Below are 19727 nucleotides of genomic sequence, written 5' to 3' on the forward strand. Positions count from 1 at the left end.
AAAGGCGGGGTATCAGAAAAGTATCCGCAAGCTGACACAACGCATTCGCGAGCAAGCTCGCTCCCACAGTTCTTAACCTCTTCACAGTCAATGGATACGGGCCGAAACCCTGATTCCAGACCCCTCTAGTATTAAAGTATTAACACCATTTAATCCGTGCCCCATTGCCGGGCGTCTACTAGCTTTGTTCCCAATCAGCGGTTTTGTGATGACCGTCGCAGTCTTGATTCGCGTGTGGAATAAGCACGGCTCTGCGCGCCTTCAAGGAAGAAATTGGCCACGACAAGGAGTAGCCCGTGGAAGCAAGGTTTGGTGTCGCCCTCGTTTCGCGCTTTTCCCCTCTTTCCCTTGCTGTGCATCTGAGTGTCGCCGGGCTGTTGTTCGGCGGCGTCAGCGCACCTGCGTTGGCCACGTGCTCCACGGCGGGTTCGACGGTGACCTGTACCGGCGTGCCGAGCCTGCCGCTGTTTCTCAACAATTTCTCCAGCGCCACCAGTGGTTTGACGGTCAACGTCAACAGCGGCGCGCAGATGAACGCGACCCTCGGCGGCCACGTAATGGACCTGACCGGGGTGAATATCTCGCTGAACAACTCCGGCACGATTGACCCGGCGCTGCTTGGCCTGGTCTCGGTGTTGAGCGGCGGCGCGTTCATCGGCACTGGTGCAACGAGCACGGTCAGTGTGCTCAATAACGCCAGCGGGATCATCCGTGGTACGGGCATGCTGCTCGGGCTCAACCTGACCAGCATCGACGGCCTGGCCCTTTCGGTTAACAACGCGGCAACCGGCACCACCAGCATCACCAACAACGGCACCATCACCTCGACCGGACTCTCGATCGGCGGCATCACCTTGGCCGACACTCCGGTAGTCGGCGTTTACGGTGGCTCGCAGGTCAACATGACCAACAGCAGCACTGGTGTCATCAACGGCCGGATCGCGTTCGAAACCTCGGCGGCGGGCAACACCTTCACCAACGCCGGTGCGATTACCGGCGGTGTGTCGATGGGCGCGGCGAGCACCAACACCTTCACTGCGGTGACCGGCTCCAGCGTCAACGTCGGTGACGGTGTACAGATCAGCGTCGGCCTCGGCGGTTTGATCGGCATCAACTTGACCTTCGCCCCGACCGGTACGGTGGATGGCGGTGCTGGCGGCACCAACAGCCTGATCCTGCAAAACCCGGCTGGCGTCGGCGGCGGTATCACCGGGACTGGCACGGCATCGAGCGCCACCTACATCAACTTCAACAACCTGACCCTCAACAGCGGCACCTGGACCTTGCAGGGGCCATTGGTCAGCGGCGCGACCACGCTCAACGGCGGTATCGCGAATTTCAACAACAACGCCACCTTCGGCAGCGGCGTAATCACCTCCAACGGCGGGACTCTGCAGGCCAGCAATGCCGGGTTGAACATCAGCAATCTGATTTCCCTCGGTGCCGGCGGCGTCACGGTACAAGGCGGCAACGCCACCACCCTGAGCGGGGTGATTTCCGGCAGCGGCGGTTTCACCAAGGCCGGTACCGGCCAGCTTAATCTCAGCGCCGCCAACACCTATCTGGGCAACACCACGCTCAATGGCGGCACGGTGCAGTTGGGCAACAATCAGGCGTTCAGCACCGGCACGCTCAATGTGACCGGCGCGACAACGCTGAGCTCACCGGGCACGATCAGCCTGGCCAACGCCATCAGCCTCGGCGGCACCTTGACCGCCGGCGGCACCGGCGCGCTGACCCTAGGCGGCTTGATCAGCGGCAGCAGTGGTTTGACCAAAACCGGCAGCGGCAGCCTGACCGTCAGCGGTGCCAACAGCGGTTTCACCGGCACCACCACCCTCAGCGCCGGCAGTCTGCTGGTGACCAACAACAACTCGCTGGGCAGCGGTGCACTGAACACCGCCGCCGGCACCAGTCTCGACAGCACCGCCAACGTCACTCTGGCCAACAACATCGCGATGACCGGCGCGCTCAACGTGCTCGGCAGCAATGCCCTGACCCTCGGTGGCGTGTTGTCCGGCACCGGCGGTATCACCAAATCCGGCAGTGCCAGCCTGACGTTGATCGGCAACAACACCAACAGTGGCAACACGCTGCTCAATGCCGGCAGCCTGTTCGTTGGCAGCAACACCGCGCTGGGGACTGGCGCGCTGAATGCGGCGGCGGGCACCACGCTGGATGCGACCACGGCGGTGACCCTGGCCAACGCCGTCGCGTTGGCAGGCGATTTGACCCTTGGCGGCACGCAGGCATTGGGCCTGAGCGGCGTCATCAGCGGCACCGGCAATCTGATCAAAAACGGCACCGCGAACCTCAGCCTCAGTGGCAACAACACCTTCTCTGGCGGTACTGCGCTTAACGCCGGTACGCTGATTGTCGGTTCCAACACCGCGCTGGGCACGGGTGCCTTGACCACGGCGGCAGGCACTACGCTGGATGCCAGCACGGCGGTGGCGCTGACCAACGCGGTTTCGCTCGGCGGCAACCTCACCGTCGGTGGCAGCGCTAACCTGACCCTCGGCGGGATTGTCAGCGGCAGCGGCGGGCTGACCAAAAACGGCGCGGCCAACCTGATTCTCAACGGCGCCAACACCTTCCTCGGTGCCGTCGCGTTGAACGCTGGCACGATCACGGCGGGTGCCAACGCGGCGCTCGGCAGCGGCAATATCACCGTTGGCGGCGTGGCCAGCCTCGACAGCAATGCGGCGGTGACACTCAACAACGCGGTCATTCTCAACAACAGCCTGGGCATTGGCGGCAGCAACGCGCTGACCCTCGGCGGAGTGATCAGCGGCGCCAGCCAACTGGTGAAAAACGGCGCCGCCAACCTCACGCTCAACGGCAGCAACACCTACAGCGGCGGCACCACGCTGAATGCCGGCAGCCTGACCGTCGGCAACGGCGCAGCACTGGGCACCGGCGCCTTGTCGGTGGAAGGTGCGGGCACGCTCAACAGCAGTACGGCGGTGACGCTGAACAACAATGTGATCCTCAACGCCAACCTCACCGCAGGCGGCGCCAATGCGCTGACCCTCGGCGGGGTAATCAGTGGCGGCAACGGCTTGATCAAGACCGGCGCATCGAGCCTGACCCTCAACGGCAACAACACCTACACCGGCACCACCGCACTGAATGCCGGTTCGCTGATTGTCGGTTCCAGCACCGCCCTCGGCACCGGAACACTCAACGCCTCGAACGGCACCACCCTCGATGCCAGCACCGCCGCCACCCTGGCCAATAACGTCAACCTCGCCGGCACCCTGACCTTGGGCGGCAGCAATGCGCTGACCCTCGGCGGCGTAGTCGCCGGTATCGGTGGACTGACCAAGAACGGCGCTGCCGACCTGACCCTCAATGGCGCCAACACTTATTTTGGCAACACCGCGTTGAACACCGGCAAACTGACCGTCGGCAGCAATACCGCGTTGGGCTCCGGTACGTTGAACGCAGCGGCCAACACCACGCTGGACGCCAACACGGCGGTCAGCCTGAACAATGCCGTGGCACTCGCCGGTGCCTTGAACATCGGCGGCACGGCGAATATGACCCTGACCGGTCTGGTCAGCGGCGCTGGCAGTCTGGTGAAAGACGGCGCGGCCAATCTGATTCTCAACGCCGCCAACAACTACCTCGGCGGCACCACGCTGAACGCCGGCACCCTGACCGTCGGCAACAGTTCGGCGCTGGGTTCCGGGGCATTGACCGTCGCTGGCGCCGCAACGCTGGACAGCAACTCGCCGCTGGTCAGCCTCAACAACGCGGTCGCATTGAATGCCGCGCTGACCGTGGGTGGCACGCAGAATCTCACCCTCGGCGGCATCACCAGCGGCACCGGCCAGTTGATCAAGGACGGCGCTGCCAACCTGACTCTCAACGGCAACAACACTTTCAGCGGCGGCACCACGCTCAATGCCGGTACGCTGACTCTGGGCAATGCCAACGGTCTGGGCAGCGGCGCGTTGGTCGTCGGTGGCGCGGCGACTTTGGATAACAGCGCCTCGTTCGGCATCGGTAATGCGATCACGCTCAACGCCGGCCTGACCGTTGCCGGCAACAACGATTTGAGTTTGAACGGCATCATCGACGGCGCTGGCAGCCTGACCAAAAACGGTCTGTCGGATCTGACCCTCGCTGGCAGCAACACCTTTACCGGTGCGCTGAACATCGTCTCGGGCAGCGTCACCACCCTCAACAGCAACGCGCTGGGCAATACCGCCGGCGTCAACATCAGCGCCGGCGCCGGGCTGAATCTGGGCAGCGATGCCAGTCTCGGCGCACTGACCGGCAGCGGCAGTGTGCAACTGACCGGCAGCAACACCCTGACCGTCGGCAGCGGCAACGTCACCAGTACCTTCGACGGCGATCTCAGCGGCAGCGGCGGCCTGGTCAAAGTCGGCACCGGCACTTTGAACCTCACTGGCATCAACGGCATTACCGGCAACACCGCGATCGATGGCGGTATCGTGAACCTCAGTGGTTCGCTGGGCAGTGCTCAACTCAACGTCAATACCGGCGGCACCCTGACCGGTACCGGCTCGGCGCTCGGCGCGGTCAACATCAACAACGGTGGGCATCTGGCGTTGTCGTCGGGCAACACCTTGTCGGCAAGTGCTCTGACTCTCGGCGCCGGCAGCAACGTTGATGTGGCACTGGGCACACCGTCGACCGCGTCGCTGATGAATGTCGGTGGCAACCTCACCCTCGACGGCAATCTTAATGTCAGCGATGCCGGCGGTTTCGGCGTCGGCGTGTATCGCCTGTTCAACTACACCGGTGCCCTGACCAACCTCGGCCTGGATGTCGCCAGCGTGCCGGTCGGTTATGGCCTCGGCGATCTGCTGGTGCAGACCGGCGTGGCCAATCAGATCAACATTCAAGTGTCGGCGCCGAACGTCAACATCCGTTACTGGGACGGCAGCCAGACCATCGCCAACGGCGTGGTCGATGGCGGCAGCGGCACGTGGAACGCGGTCGGTACCAACTGGACCGACGCCAACGGTTTGGTCAACCAGCCGTGGGCCGGCGACTTTGCGGTGTTCCAAGGCACCGCCGGCACCGTGACGGTGAACGGTACGCAAGCATTCACCGGCATGCAATTCCTCACCGATGGCTACAACGTGGTCAACGGTGCAGCGGGGCAACTCACGGCGGTCAACGGCACTGGCGGCACCACTTCGTTGCGCGTCGATCCGGGTGTGACGGCGACCATCAATGCCAATATCGATGGCAGCGGCATCCTCAACAAACTCGACGCCGGCACCTTGGTGCTCGGTGGTGCCAACACTTATACCGGCGGCACGCAACTGGATGGCGGCAAGATCATCGTCGGCAGCAACACCGCGCTCGGCACCGGCACGTTGACGGCGAATGCCGGTACGCAACTGGACAGCAACGCAGCGGTGACACTGGCCAACGCCGCGACGCTCAACGGTAACCTCACCGTGGTCGGCAGCAATGCACTGACCCTCAACGGCGTGATTGGCGGCACCGGCGGCCTGATCAAAACCGGCACGGCGAACCTGACCCTCGGCGGCAACAACGCCTTCCTCGGGCCGGTGGCACTGAATGCCGGCGGACTGATTCTGGCGTCGAACTCGGCGCTGGGCTCCGGCACGTTGAACGCGGCGGGCGGCACCACGCTGGATGCGAGCACTGCGGTTTCGGTAAACAACGCGGTCAACCTGGCCGGCAATCTCGGCATCGGCGGCACGGCGGATCTGACCCTGGCCGGCACGGTCAACGGCGCTGGCAGCCTGAGCAAAAACGGCGCAGCCAACCTGACCCTCAGCGGCAACAACAACTTCCTCGGCGGCACCACCCTCAACGCCGGCACCCTGACCGCCGGCAGCAACTCGGCGCTGGGCCTGGGCAACCTGACCGTGGCCGGCGCCTCGGCGCTGGACAGCAATAGCGCGCTGAGCCTGGGCAACAACGTCGTGCTCAACGCCAATCTGAGCAACACCGGTAGCAACAACCTGACCCTCGCGGGCGTCGTCAGCGGCGCGGGTGGGCTGATCAAGGACGGCGCGTCGAACCTGACGCTCAATGGCATCAATACTTACTCCGGCGGCACCACACTGAATGCCGGTACGCTGACCCTTGGCACTGGCGGCGCTCTGGGCAGCGGCGCGCTGACCGTGGCCGGCGCTTCGACCCTCGACAACTCCGCGCCACTGGTGCTGGCCAACAACCTGAACGTCAATGCCAATCTGGCCCTGGCCGGTAACAACAACCTGACCCTCGGCGGCGTGATCGCCGGCGCCGGCACGGTGACCAAGAACGGTCTGGCCGACGTGACACTGAGCGGCAACAACACCTTCAGCGGCACGTTCGATGTGGCGTCCGGCAGCCTGACCGCGCTGAGTGGCGCAGCGCTGGGCAATAACGCCACGGTCAATCTCGCAGGCGGTGCGGCGTTGAATCTCGGTGCTTCGGGCAGCCTTGCCAGCCTAACTGGCAGCGGTACTGCACTGATCGGCACGGGCAATACGTTGAGCCTCGGCGGCAACAATGTCAGCAGCACCTTCGCCGGCATCCTCAGCGGCGACGGCAGCCTGAGCAAACTCGGCAGCGGCACGCTGACCCTCAGCGGCATCAGCGACCTGACTGGCGACACCAGCGTCAACGCCGGCACGTTGCAGGTCAACGGTTCGCTGGCCAGCGGCAATGTGCTGGTCAACAACGGCGGCACCCTCGGCGGCAGCGGCACCCTGACCGGTGCCGTGACGGTGGCCGATGGCGGTCATCTGGCGGGCGTCACCGGCAGTACGCTGAGCGTCAGTTCGCTGCTGTTCAACGGCAACTCCAACTTCGACGTCGGCCTCGGTACACCGGTGTCCGGTGGCGGCAATGCACTGGTTAATGTCGGCGGCAACCTGACCCTCGACGGCACCCTCAACGTCAGTGACATCGGTGGTTTTGGCAGCGGTGTGTATCGCCTGATCGACTACACCGGCGGCCTGACCGACAACGGCATGCTCTTCGGCACCCTGCCGGGCAGCGTCAGCCCGGGCGATCTGACACTGCAAACCGCACTGGCCAATCAGATCAACCTGTTGGTGACAGCACCGGGCGTCACCGTGCAGTTCTGGGACGGCAATCAACTGGTGGCCAACGGTTCGGTTGAGGGCGGCAGCGGCACCTGGGGCACCGGCACCACCAACTGGACTGACGTCAACGGCACCACCAACCAGGCCTGGACCAACAGCTTTGCGGTGTTCCAGGGCGCGGCCGGCACGGTCACTGTCAATGGCGCACAAACCATCACCGGCATGCAGTTCGTCACTGACGGCTATAGCCTGGTGAATGGCACGGCGGGTTCCCTGAACCTGGTCAACGGTTCGCTGGGCAATGCCACGGTGCGAGTTGACCCGAACGCCACGGCAACCGTTGGTGTCGCGCTGAACGGCAGCGGCACGCTGGGCAAATACGACACGGGTACGCTGGTGCTCAACGCGGCCAACGGCTACACCGGCGGTACCGCGCTCAATGGCGGCAAGATTGTGGTCGGCAACAACGCGGCGCTCGGCACTGGCGTGTTGACTGCTGCTGACGGCACAGCGCTGGACAGCAACGCGGCCATCAGTCTGAGCAACGACGTGGTCGTCAACGGTGGTTTGACCGTTGCCGGTTCCAACGCCTTGACCCTCGGCGGCGTGGTCAGCGGCAGCGGCAGCCTGATCAAGGCCGGCGCATCGAGCCTGACCCTCAACGGCAGCAACACCTACAGCGGCGGCACTCAGCTCGCCGGCGGCACGCTGATTCTCGGCAACAACAGTGCACTCAGCAGCGGCGCACTCAACGTGACCGGCAGCGGCACCCTCGACAGCACCTCGGCGCTGCAACTGGCCAACGCCGTCAACCTTGGCGCGCAACTGACCCTGGCCGGCAATCAGAACACCACGCTGATCGGTGCTCTGACCGGCACCGGCAGTCTGGTGAAAAACGGTGCCGGTGATCTCGTGCTCAGCGGCGCTAACACCTACAGCGGCGGTACCACGTTGAATGCCGGCACTACGCGCGGTGACACCAGCAGCCTGCAAGGTGCGATCGTCAACAACGCGACGCTGACCTTCGAACAGAACGCCGATGGCAGCTACACCGGCAACCTTACCGGCGCCGGTACGCTGAACAAAACCGGCAGCGGCCAGTTGCTCCTGACCGGCAACAACACCTTCACCGGCAACACCTCGGTGCAGGCCGGTGATCTGATTGTCAACGGTGTGCTCAACAGCGGCAACGTCAATGTCGCCAGCGGCGCAAGCATCGGTGGTGGCGGCCAGCTCGGCGGCGCTGTGCAACTGGCCGACGGTGCGACGCTGGCCGGTGGCGGCACCGCGACGCCGTTGTCGGTCGGTTCACTGGCGTTGTCCTCGGGAACCAATCTGGACTTCAGCCTCGGCTCGGCAACCAGTTCGACCACGGTGGTCAATGTCGCCGGCAACCTGACCCTCGACGGTACGTTGAATATCAGCAATGCCGGCGGCTTCGGCACCGGGGTTTATCAACTGTTCAGCTATGGCGGCAGCCTGACCGACAACGGTCTGGTGTATGGCAGCCTGCCGGTGTCGGCAGCCAATCTGACTCTGCAAACCGCCATCGCCAATCAGATCAATCTGCTGGTGCAAGGCACCCCGGGTGAGGTGCAGTTCTGGAACGGTGGCACCACCAATCCGGACGGCAGCATCGGTGGCGGCAGTGGTGTATGGGGGCCAGGCACCAACTGGACCGATCCGAGCGGTACTCAGGCCCTGGCTTCAAATGGTCAGTTCGCGGTGTTCGGCGGTCAGGCGGGTACGGTTACTGTGCAGGGCAACCAGAACTTCACCGGCCTGCAATTCCTCTCCGGCGGCTACAGCCTGGTTCCGGGGGCTGGCGGTACGCTGACCCCGGTCAACGGCGCGGACGGCAGCCTTGCACCGGTGCGCGTCAACGCCGGCGCGAGTGCGGAAATCTCCGCGCCGCTGGTGGGCACAGGTGGTATCGAGAAGCTTGATTCCGGCACGCTGGTATTGAGCGGCGCCAACACCTACAGCGGTGGCACCACGGTCAGCGGCGGTACGCTGGTCGGTAACACCACCAGCCTGCAGGGCAATATCCTCAACAACGCATCGCTGCTCTTCTTGCAGAACTTCAACGGTCAGTTCAACGGATCGTTGCGCGGGCTTGGCGCGATGCTTAAACGCGGTACCGGCACCTTGCTGTTGACCGGTGATAATCCGTTCAGCGGCACGGTCGCGGTCGATCAAGGCGTGCTGCAAGTCGGCAGCCGTGCGGCGCGCGCCTCGCTGGGCGGGCAAGTCACCGTGGCTAACGGAGCCGGCCTGAGCGGTAACGGCAGCGTCGGTTCGGTGGTCAACCATGGCGTTGTCGCCTCGGGCTCCGAAGCGGGCACCCTGAGCGTGGCCGGTAACCTGACCAACGCTAGCGACGGTGTGCTGGCGCTGACGGTCAGTTCGCCAACCGCCACGCCACTGGCAGTCGGCGGCACGGCAACGCTGGGCGGCGGCTTGCAAGTGAACTCGCTGGCCCCGTTCACCGGCAACACCACGTACTCGCTGATCACCGCGGGCGGCGGTATCAACGGCACCTTCAGCGCCGCAGACCTGCCGCAATACGCGTTCCTCAATACCGCACTGGTGTACGACACCAACGCTGTGAACCTGGTGGTCAGTCGCAACGGCAATTCCTTTGCCGATGTCGCCGCCACCGGCAACCAGTTCAGAACCGCCACCGCGCTGTCGAACAACGGCCCGGCCGGTGCGGCGTTGCAGAACGAGATCGTCAACCTCAGTGTCGCCGGTGCGCGTAATGCCTTCGACAGCCTGTCCGGTGAGATCCACGCCAGCACCGCCAGCGCCATCCTTGAGGATTCGCGTTACGTACGCGACGCGGTCAACGACCGTATGCGCCAACCGTCGTGCAGCGCGGCGGACGATCCACGCCGTGCCTTGGCGCCAAGTGGCAATCAACTGAGCAGTAACGGTTGCCACGGCGAGATGGTCGGCTGGGCGCGGGCACTCGGCGCGTGGGGCGAGTCGGATGGCGACAGTAACGCGGCGAAACTCGACCGTAACCTCAGCGGCTTCATGCTCGGCACCGACAAGCAACTCGATGACCAGTGGCGCGTGGGCATGGCTGCCGGTTACACCCGCAGCGATCTCGATGCCCATGACCGTCGCTCGGATGCCACCGTCGAAAGCTACCACCTGGCGGCGTACCTCAACTCGCAGTTCGATGCACTGGCGGTGCGCCTCGGCGCTGCTTACAGCTGGCACGACATCGAGACCAAACGCAATGTCAGCGTCGGCAGCTACAACGACCGCCTGAAGGCCAATTACGATGCGCGCAGCGCGCAGGTGTTCGGTGAAGTCGGTTACACCATTGAAGCCGGTGGCATTGCCCTTGAGCCGTTCGCCGGTCTGGCCTACGTCAACTACGACACCGACAAAGCCAAGGAAAAAGGCGGAGTAGGGCGCCTGGAAGCGGATGCCGATCAGGACATCACCTTCTCGACCCTAGGCGTGCGCGCCGGCAAAGTCATCACCCTGGCCAACGGCGGGCAATTCACCCCGCGCGCGGCCATCGGCTGGCGCCATGCCTTTGGTGATACCAAGCCTGACGCTGATCTGACCTTCATCGACGGCGGCGCCTCGTTCAGCACCCAAGGTGTGCCGATCGCCAAGGACAGCGCCATCGTTGAAGCGGGAGTCGACTTCCAGATCAGCCCGACCGGCAAACTCGGGGTCGGCTATTCCGGACAACTGTCGAACGACAGCAACGACCATGCGATGACCATCAGCTTCAGCCTTGGCTTCTGATTTAGGGTCGAAGCACTTTTAGCCGCCCGTAAGGGCGGTTTTTTTTGCCTGCAAATTCTTTGGCAACCCGATGCTTGTGTTGACTGTTCGATTGCCTTCGCGAGCAGGCTCGCTCCCACAGGGGAGTGCGGGGCAAATGTGGGAGCGAGCCTGCTCGCGAAGGGGCCGCTCAGTCAGTGCAAAAATCTGCTGCCTCGCGCTCTGCTAGAATCGCCCCCATCAACAGCCTGAGACTCCCCCATGAGCGAGCCGATTCGTCTGACCCAATACAGCCACGGCGCCGGTTGCGGCTGCAAGATTTCCCCGCAGGTGCTGGAAGTGATTCTGGCCGGCAGCGGTGCCCAGAACCTTGATCCGAAACTGTGGGTCGGCAATGCCTCACGCGATGACGCGGCGGTGTACGAGATCGATGCCGAGCGCGGCGTGGTGTCGACCACGGACTTTTTCATGCCGATCGTCGACGACCCGTTCGACTTCGGCCGCATCGCCGCGACCAATGCGATCAGTGACATCTATGCAATGGGCGGTGATCCGCTGATGGCCATCGCGATTCTCGGCTGGCCAGTCAATGTGCTGGCGCCGGAAGTGGCGCGTGAAGTAATTCGCGGCGGCCGTGCCGTGTGCGACGCGGCGGGCATTGCGCTGGCCGGCGGGCATTCGATTGATGCGCCGGAACCGATTTTCGGCCTCGCGGTCACCGGTCTGGTGGAAAAGCGCCACATGAAGCGCAACGACACCGCCACCGCCGGTTGCCTGTTGTACCTGACCAAACCGTTGGGTATCGGCATCCTTACCACCGCCGAGAAGAAGGGCAAATTGCGCGCCGCCGACGTCGGTGTGGCCCGCGACTGGATGTGCACCCTGAACAAACCCGGCAGCCGCTTCGGCAAACTCAGCGGCGTTACAGCGATGACTGACGTCACCGGTTTCGGCCTGCTCGGGCATCTGGTGGAAATGGCGGACGGCAGCCAGCTGACCGCGCGCATCGCCTATGACCGCGTACCGCGTCTGGACAGCGTCGAGTATTACCTCGATCAGGGCTGTGTACCCGGCGGTACGCTGCGCAACTTCGACAGCTACGCGAGCAAGGTTGGCCGCGTGCAGGAACTGCACAAACGCGTGCTCTGCGACCCGCAAACCAGCGGTGGTCTGCTGATCGCCGTCACGCCTGAAGGCAATGAAGAGTTCCTCGCCGTCGCCGCCGAGCTGGGCCTGAACCTTGCGCCAATCGGCGAACTGGTTGAGCGACAGACGAACGCAGTCGAGGTGAATTGATGCTCCGCGACTGCACTGACTACCGTGACATTTTTCTCAACGACCGGCCGCTGATGGATGCCCGCGCGCCGATCGAGTTTTACAAGGGGGCGTTTCCCGGCGTGATCAACCTGCCGCTGATGAACGATGTCGAGCGGCAGAAGATCGGCACCTGCTACAAACAGCACGGTCAGCAGGCGGCCATCGAGTTGGGCCATCAATTGGTCTCGGGCACGGTGAAAGCCGAGCGCATCCAGGCATGGGCCGATTTTGCCCGCACCCATCCTGAGGGTTATCTCTATTGTTTTCGTGGCGGCTTGCGCTCGCAGATCACCCAGCAATGGCTGCGTGACGAGGCGGGTATCGACTATCCGCGTGTGGCTGGCGGTTACAAGGCGATGCGCAACTTCCTCATCGATACCCTTGAACAGGCCATCGCCCAGTGTGATTTCGTTTTGCTCGGCGGCATGACCGGCACTGGCAAGACCGAAGTGCTGGTGCAACTGCAAAACGGCCTGGACCTTGAAGGGCACGCCAACCATCGCGGCTCCAGCTTTGGCAAGCGTGCCACCGGGCAGCCGTCGAACATCGATTTTGAAAACCGCCTGGCCATAGACATCCTCAAGAAACGCGACGCGGGTATCACGCAGTTTGTGCTGGAGGACGAGAGCCGGGTGGTCGGCAGTTGCGCCTTGCCGCTGCCGTTGTATCAGGGCATGCAGCAATACCCGATGGTCTGGCTGGAAGACAGTTTTGCCGATCGCGTCGAGCGAATTTTGCGTGATTACGTGGTGGATCTGTCGGCAGAATTTGCTGCGGTGCACGGTGAAGAGGGCTTCACTTTGTTCTCTGAACGCCTGTTGGAAAGTCTGAACAACGTGCAGAAGCGGCTGGGCGGCGAGCGCCATCGACGGATGCTGGTTTTGATGGAGGACGCCTTGGCGGAGCAGGGTCGCAGCGGCGCGGTGGACTTGCATCGCGGCTGGATCGAAGGGTTGCTGCGTGAGTACTACGACCCGATGTATGTGTTTCAGCGCGAGAAGAAGGGCGGGCGGATCGAGTTTGCCGGGGAGCGTGGGGCGGTGCTCGAGTATTTGCGTGAGCGGGCCAGCCAGAAGGTTTGAGGTTGTGGCGGCTGGCGTTTTCGCGAGCAAGCTCGCTCCCACAGGGGATTTGTATTCAACACAGATTGAATGCGGGAGCGAGCCTGCTCGCGAAAGGGCCTGGTCAGACTACACAGCAATCAGGTCGGGCAGGTGTCTTTGCCGTTATCCAGTCCCTGCTTGTAGCTGTGGCTCTGCAAACTGGCTTTGCCGTTGTGCCAGGTCAGCGTCAGCACATACAGCGAGTCAAAGTCGTTGCCCGCCCAGTCCTCGGTGATGTTTTGTTTCTCTCCGACTGCTTTGCCCGCCACCTTGTTGATCAACTCCGGCAGATAGCCGTGCGACCAGGCGGTGTAGATCGTCGAGTTGTGATACTTGTCTTCCAGCAGTTCGCGGGCCAGATCGCTGGTGTCGTTGGCCGAAAATTCGATGTTCACCGGCAGGCCGAGCTTGATCGCGGCGGGGCTGATGGTCATCAACGGGCGGATGTAGCTGTAGGAGTTGTCCAGCTCACCTTCTTCGACATTGCGCGTCGGATTGGCGGCAAACACGTAATCGGCCTTGCCGAACTTCTCCGGCAGCAGGGTCGACAGGTCGATGGCGCGGTTCAGGCCCTGACAGTTGAGCTGGCCAAGACCGCCCTCGGGTTTCTCTGCGTGGCGCAGGAACACCAGCGTCTGGGTGCCGTCCACCGGTTGCGCGCGGCTCTCGCTGGACTCGAGCGACAGGAACAGCGCACTGACAGCCAGCAGGGAAGGCAGGGCCACATACGCGCGATGTTTGAAGCGTTTGGCGAAACGCATAAGGTTCGTCATGAAATAAAAGGTTCTTCAGCAAATTCAGTTAAGGCTGACAAACCTTTACACCGCGGGCTCCCAGCACCGGGTGTTTTCCCTGTCGTGAACAGCTTCCTTTGCGAGAAAGGCATAGCTCAGAGTCCCCTGAGGCCGATTTGGTTCGATCCATGCGAGTGCGCGGCACTTTAGCGGCAAACTTCAACGGCTTGGGCACAGGTTAGCGACAGGATGTTACGGTTCGAAGCGGCAGCGAACTTTTGATCTTGATTCCTCGCAATACATAAAACCCCGACGTATGTGCAGTACATATGTACCGCACCCAGCGGTTCGCGATCGGTTGCAATGGCGCCGACCATCGCGACGTTTGCCCGGTTTTTTCGTTGGGCAACTCTCTCAAAAAAGGATTTTTATGGGCATTGCGCGCAAACCCGCCATTCACTCATCGTCCGGCCCTGGGCCGACAGTCGCAAACTCTCCGCGTAAAAGAGGCAGCGGTGTGCTGAGCGACGACAGCCCGGCGAACAAGAACACTCGCCTCGGTGAGCAGCAAGTTCAGGAGTCAGCTTCCCATCAACCAGAAATGCCGCCTGCCACTGTTACGGCTTCTTCAATAGTGCCTACCGAGGTTATGCCTGTTCGTTCAGCTGTCGAGTCACTTGAGCACTATCGTCTGAAATCGCCGGCCAGCTTGCCGGCGGCCGATACCCAGGGCTTGAGGCTGATCAAGGGGCGTCATTACGTCGATATTGCTCCCGGCGAAATCGTGCAGGTGCGGCAAACTGCAACAACCGGAGAGTATCGAGCAACCCTCGTGTCCGAATTGGTGCCATCGGGACCTCCGCTGTACTTTGATGCGCAAAGCAGAATATGGAAGCTTGAAATGGCCCGGTCTGCGGCGGACGACGACAATGTCACTGGCATCGAAATCGATGAACGCATTCGTGATGCAAGAAATGACAGGATCGACAAGCAACGAGTCCATGTCGGTAGCGATGACGCGTTCGAGCGTGGCACTGCATTGGGCAGCACCCTGTTCGCGCGCGGTTTGAAGGAGTTCACAGCAGAACAGGCAAAGCTCATTCGCTCGGAACTGCGCCAGGTAGAAGATATTTTTTATGACGCCGGCCAAGCCATAGACTTGAAACTGCAGAAAGCCGATCAGGTTTTCGAAAGCTTCTTCGGCAGCGATCACCGAGCGGTCACCGCGCAATTCGCTGATTCAGTCTCGCGAGGCCTGGCGCTTTCGAGGGAGTATCAGGGTGTTTGGGGGGAGGCCAAGTTTCTCGGCGTCAATTCCAACGACAATGCTGCGGCATGGATGTACAAAAGAGATTTTCACGGCCGCCTGTTCCTCAATCGAAAGTTCATGCAGCCCGGGCTCTTGTGTATGTCGCTGGGCCATGAAATGTTGCACACCAACCGGATCGACCGCTTCAAGTCCATAGGACCCAACGCGGGGGATTTTTTTTATGTAAAAAACCATCTGCGCGATTTGCTGGGCGCGGATTCGACCGAAACTTACGAGGTTTCGGAGCGTGTTGTGTCGGAAATGATCATGCACGGTGGGTTGACGGTCGAATACCTGAAGGCCTTCGGCGACGATCACGATAGCTTCCTGTTCTATATCAGTGACTATCTTGGGCTTGGCGACGATCTGGATCTTCATTCGGCAGTCGAGCTGTTCAATGTCCATCCGCAAATGCGCGCGCAGATGGCGGTGAACAATGCTGACAGTCTTGTTTTTGCTGCGAAAAGCCTGCAGGCGTTATATCGAAGTGCAACAGGGCATGAGCGGCTCCCCACTACCGGCAATGATTGATGTGAGCTGAGCGCAAGCGGAAAGATCGCAGCCGTCGAGCGCTCTACATTATGATCAGCCTTTAATTTGTGACTGGATGCTTCCAATGACCGATCTGTCCGCGTTCCCGATCACCCAGAAATGGCCGGCTCAGTTCCCAGACTGGATTCAGCTCTATTCCCTGCCGACGCCCAACGGCGTCAAAGTCTCGATCATGCTCGAAGAAATCGGCCTGCCGTACGAGCCGCACAAGGTTGCTTTCGATACCCAGGATCAGTTGTCCGCCGAGTTTCTCTCGCTGAACCCGAATAACAAGATCCCGGCGATCCTCGACCCGCACGGCCCCGGGGACCAGCCACTGCCGCTGTTCGAGTCGGGGGCGATCCTGATTTATCTGGCCGACAAAAGCGGCCAGTTGCTGGCGCAGGAAGGTGCGCTGCGCTACGAAACGATTCAGTGGCTGATGTTCCAGATGGGCGGCATCGGCCCGATGTTCGGCCAGCTCGGTTTCTTCAACAAATTCGCTGGCAAGGACTACGAAGACAAACGTCCGCGTGATCGTTATGTCGAGGAAAGCAAACGTCTGTTGAATGTGTTGAATACTCGTCTTGAAGGCCGCGACTGGATCATGGGCGAGCGTTACACCATCGCCGATATCGCCACGTTTCCGTGGGTGCGTAACTTGATCGGGTTTTATGAGGCCGGTGATCTGGTTGGCATCAGCAACTTCCCCAATGTCACTCGTGTGCTTGAGCGATTCCTCGCCCGCCCAGCGGTGGTTCGCGGCCTGACCATTCCCTCCTGACACCACACATCCCCCTGTAGGAGCTGCCGAAGGCTGCGATCTTTTGATGTTGATTTTTAAAAGCAAGATCAAAAGATCGCAGCCTTCGGCAGCTCCTACAGGAGATTTGGGTACTCTCTGGGATTATTGCATCCCCGGTAATGCACTCTTGATTGATCCAGGTTTGTACCGCGCCCCCTGCAAGGCATAAGCTTCGCCCCCTACGACTTTCGTCTCATCCGCCGTTTTCAGGAAAGGCCCCATGTCCAGTCAGTTCCCCGAAGCACGTCCCCGCCGTCTGCGCCGCAATGCGAGCCTGCGCAGCCTGTTCCAGGAAACCGAGTTCAGTCTGAATGATCTGGTGCTGCCGATTTTCGTCGAGGAAGAAATCGACGACTTCGTGCCGATCAAAAGCATGCCCGGGGTGATGCGCATTCCCGAGCGCAAACTGGCCAGCGAAATCGAGCGCTATGCCCGCGCCGGCATCAAGTCGGTGATGACCTTCGGCGTGTCCCACCATCTGGACAGCAACGGCAGTGACACCTGGCGCGAAGAAGGCCTGGTCTCGCGCATGTCGCGCATTGCCAAAGACGCCGTGCCGGAGATGATCGTGATGTCCGACACCTGCTTCTGCGAATACACCGATCACGGCCACTGCGGCGTGATGCACAACCATGAAGTCGACAATGACCAGACCCTGATCAACCTCGGCAAACAAGCCGTGGCAGCGGCGCGTGCCGGTGCTGATGTGATCGCGCCGTCGGCTGCAATGGACGGTCAGGTGCGGGCGATTCGTCAGGCGCTGGATGCGGCCGGCTTCACCCAGATTCCGATCATGGCTTACTCGACCAAATTTGCTTCGGCACTCTACGGCCCGTTCCGCGAGGCCGGTGGCAGTGCGCTGAAAGGCGATCGCAAAAGCTATCAGATGAACCCGATGAACCGCCGCGAAGCCCTGCGCGAATCGCTGCTCGACGAGCAGGAAGGCGCAGACGCGCTGATGGTCAAACCGGCCGGTGCGTATCTGGACATCATCCGCGACATCCGCGAGGCCTCGAACTTGCCGTTGTCGGCGTATCAGGTCAGCGGCGAGTACGCGATGATCAAGTTCGGTGCGCAGGCCGGGGCGATTGATGAGGATCGTGTGGTGCGTGAGAGCCTGGGCGCAATCAAGCGGGCGGGTGCGGATCTGATCTTCACTTACTTTGCGATGGATCTGGCATTGGCCGGGATCTGACGACCAACGCGTTACCCCTGTGGGAGCGAGCCTGCTCGCGAAAGCGGTTTGTCAGCTGACATTAGTGTTGACTGACACGACGCTTTCGCGAGCAGGCTCGCTCCCACATTTGATTTGTGGTGGGTCAGGGGCAGTTGAAGTAGGGCCGGATTCCGTGATCGCGGAAGTAGCGTTCAATCACCTTCGGATCCGCGCTGTTCTCGGCAATCGCCACATAGGTATCCGGGCGCAGCAGATAAAAGCCGTTACGCCCCAATCCCGCCGTTTCAAATGCCGGACGCCAGTCGAACACATGCAGCGGTAAATGGTGTTCATTGCACCAGGCGATCATTTCGTCGCTGGTGTCGCCGTACACATGCACCTGCCAGCACGGTTGCCTTAGCGGTTCGTAATTATCCCCCTCACCATCATGCGCCCACGGCAAGCGATCGCCGCCATGCACGTGGCCGGCCGCGCCCTGGCTCAGCGGCATGCCGCGATAGTTGAGGGTGACTTGCGACACGGTGCGAAAAAGGAACTCGCGACTGGCCTCGAACGAAGCCATTTTCGGGATCAGAAACGGTGCCACACGCATGCGCAGCAGATCAGCCATACGCCCCTCGGCGGTGACGAAACTGAAGACTTTGTCAGTGGTCGACACCAGCCGACGGGCGAAGGCCTTGCGTTCGGTTTCGTAGCTGTCGAGCAGGCGTGGTTCGGCAGCGCCGCTGAGCACGGCGGCGAGTTTCCACGCCAGATTGATCGCATCGCCAATGCCGGTGTTCATGCCCTGACCGCCGGCGGGGCTGTGCACATGCGCCGCGTCGCCAAGCAGAAACGCGCGGCCACTGCGAAAATGCTCGGCCACGCGGTGATGCACGCGGTAGGTAGAGAACCAGTGCACGTCTTCGATGTGCACCTTGAGATGTTCGATGGCGCGACTGCTGACATCGGAAAATTCCAGGGTTTCGGCGCGATCCGCACGTTCGTCACGCACGGTGCCGATCAGCCTTGCGCGGCCTTCTCCGGCGAGAGGAAACACGGCGAGAAAGTCCGCTTCATCCAGATCCAGATGCAACTCGCCGTTCATTGCCGGGCCGCTGGCCTTGACGTCGGCCACGTAGAAAATCTGCTGATAGGTGCCACCGGGAAAACCGCTGTCGAGGGCTTTGCGCACGATTGAGCGGGCGCCGTCACAACCAGCCAGATAACAGGCCTGGCAGATTTCCTGCTCGCCATCGGGCAGGCGCAAATGCGCGGTGAGGCCGTCGCCGGTTTCCTCGAAACTTTCCAGCGTCGTGTCGCGTTCGACCGTGATGCCATAGTCTTCGAGACGCTCGATCAGCAGCCGTTCATGTTCATCCTGCGGGAAGATTTCGACGAACGCATAGGGCGTCAGGCCTTCGCCGATGCGGTTCAGCGGTAACTGTGCAACCGGTTTGCCGTTGACCCAGAAATTCGCCGCCGCCACCCGATGGCCGTTGCGCACTACGGTGTCGGCCAGATCCAGTTGGCGGTACAACTCGAGGGTGCGCGCCTGCACCGCCAGCGCTCGCGAAGTGGTGCCGGGCGCGGAGGTTTTATCGATGATGCGCACGCGCACGCCGAGTTTGCTCAGCCACAGGGCCAGCACCAGCCCGGTCGGGCCGGCGCCGATAATCAGGACGTCGCTGCGGTTCATGGGCCTGTCCTCCTTTTGCTGTGCAGCAAGTATGGATCAGCAGGAGAGGGTGGCCAGTTGATCGGCCAAACGGAAAAAGGCCCCGCAGCGGTGAGGCTGTGGGGCCTTTTAGGGTGTTCGGCGGGAGGGCTGTTGTGCTGCGTAGATCCGGGCCCCTCACCCCAGCCCTCTCCCGAGGGAGAGGGAGCCGATTTGTGTGTTTTTTAAGACCTGAGTTCGACTCGATATTTCAGGTCGGTGTAACTTGCAAGAACACCACGGTCAGTCCCCTCTC

The 19727-nt window shown here is 61.9% G+C and carries 8 protein-coding genes; 6 read left to right on the plus strand and 2 right to left on the minus strand.

What is annotated here, in order from left to right; all coding sequences use genetic code 11:
* Positions 1–296 precede the first annotated feature (296 nt).
* From F8N44_RS20685 to mnmH, 3 genes are all read left to right on the plus strand, one after another.
* Positions 297–10820, plus strand: a complete 10524-nt coding sequence (locus F8N44_RS20685) for an autotransporter-associated beta strand repeat-containing protein (RefSeq protein WP_150651605.1) — start codon at positions 297–299, stop codon at positions 10818–10820.
* 240 nt (positions 10821–11060) lie between these two features.
* The gene (selD, locus tag F8N44_RS20690) at positions 11061–12095 is read left to right on the plus strand and encodes a selenide, water dikinase SelD (protein WP_150651606.1); all 1035 of its coding nucleotides are present in this window, start codon (positions 11061–11063) and stop codon (positions 12093–12095) included.
* On the plus strand, positions 12095–13198 hold the full coding sequence (gene mnmH, locus F8N44_RS20695) for a tRNA 2-selenouridine(34) synthase MnmH (protein WP_150651607.1): 1104 nt from the start codon (positions 12095–12097) through the stop codon (positions 13196–13198). The genes selD and mnmH overlap by 1 nt, the downstream gene beginning before the upstream one ends.
* 119 nt (positions 13199–13317) lie before the next feature.
* On the opposite strand, the gene F8N44_RS20700 is transcribed toward mnmH, so the two are convergent.
* Entirely contained in the window at positions 13318–13992 is a 675-nt protein-coding gene (locus F8N44_RS20700; protein WP_150651608.1) for a histidine phosphatase family protein, read from the minus strand.
* Positions 13993–14470: 478 nt separating this feature from the next.
* Between F8N44_RS20700 and F8N44_RS20705 the strand changes: the two genes are divergently transcribed.
* The 3 genes from F8N44_RS20705 to hemB all read left to right on the plus strand — a co-directional run bounded on the left by F8N44_RS20705 (position 14471) and on the right by hemB (position 17793).
* Positions 14471–15793: a hypothetical protein gene (locus F8N44_RS20705; protein ID WP_224794801.1), complete on the plus strand. Its 1323-nt coding sequence runs from the start codon at positions 14471–14473 to the stop codon at positions 15791–15793.
* Positions 15794–15878: 85 nt separating this feature from the next.
* Complete coding sequence (locus F8N44_RS20710; protein WP_150651610.1) at positions 15879–16577, plus strand: glutathione binding-like protein; 699 nt, start codon at positions 15879–15881, stop codon at positions 16575–16577.
* A 241-nt stretch (positions 16578–16818) separates the two neighbouring features.
* Positions 16819–17793 (plus strand): porphobilinogen synthase, encoded by a 975-nt coding sequence (gene hemB / locus F8N44_RS20720; protein WP_127929055.1) that lies wholly within the window; start codon positions 16819–16821, stop codon positions 17791–17793.
* 124 nt (positions 17794–17917) lie between these two features.
* On the opposite strand, the gene F8N44_RS20725 is transcribed toward hemB, so the two are convergent.
* Entirely contained in the window at positions 17918–19453 is a 1536-nt protein-coding gene (locus tag F8N44_RS20725) for an FAD-dependent oxidoreductase (protein ID WP_150651611.1), read from the minus strand.
* Positions 19454–19727 lie beyond the last annotated feature (274 nt).

Origin of the sequence: Pseudomonas fluorescens (assembly GCF_902497745.1) — a bacterium.
GTDB classification, from domain to species: domain Bacteria; phylum Pseudomonadota; class Gammaproteobacteria; order Pseudomonadales; family Pseudomonadaceae; genus Aquipseudomonas; species Aquipseudomonas fluorescens_BM.

Excerpts from the sequence above, each read along its gene's own strand:
- selD (WP_150651606.1), top strand. The coding sequence starts at position 11,061 with ATGAGCGAGCCGATTCGTCTGACCCAATACAGCCACGGCGCCGGTTGC.
- mnmH (WP_150651607.1), top strand. The coding sequence starts at position 12,095 with ATGCTCCGCGACTGCACTGACTACCGTGACATTTTTCTCAACGACCGG.
- F8N44_RS20700 (WP_150651608.1), bottom strand. The coding sequence starts at position 13,992 with ATGACGAACCTTATGCGTTTCGCCAAACGCTTCAAACATCGCGCGTAT.
- F8N44_RS20710 (WP_150651610.1), top strand. The coding sequence starts at position 15,879 with ATGACCGATCTGTCCGCGTTCCCGATCACCCAGAAATGGCCGGCTCAG.
- hemB (WP_127929055.1), top strand. The coding sequence starts at position 16,819 with ATGTCCAGTCAGTTCCCCGAAGCACGTCCCCGCCGTCTGCGCCGCAAT.
- F8N44_RS20725 (WP_150651611.1), bottom strand. The coding sequence starts at position 19,453 with ATGAACCGCAGCGACGTCCTGATTATCGGCGCCGGCCCGACCGGGCTG.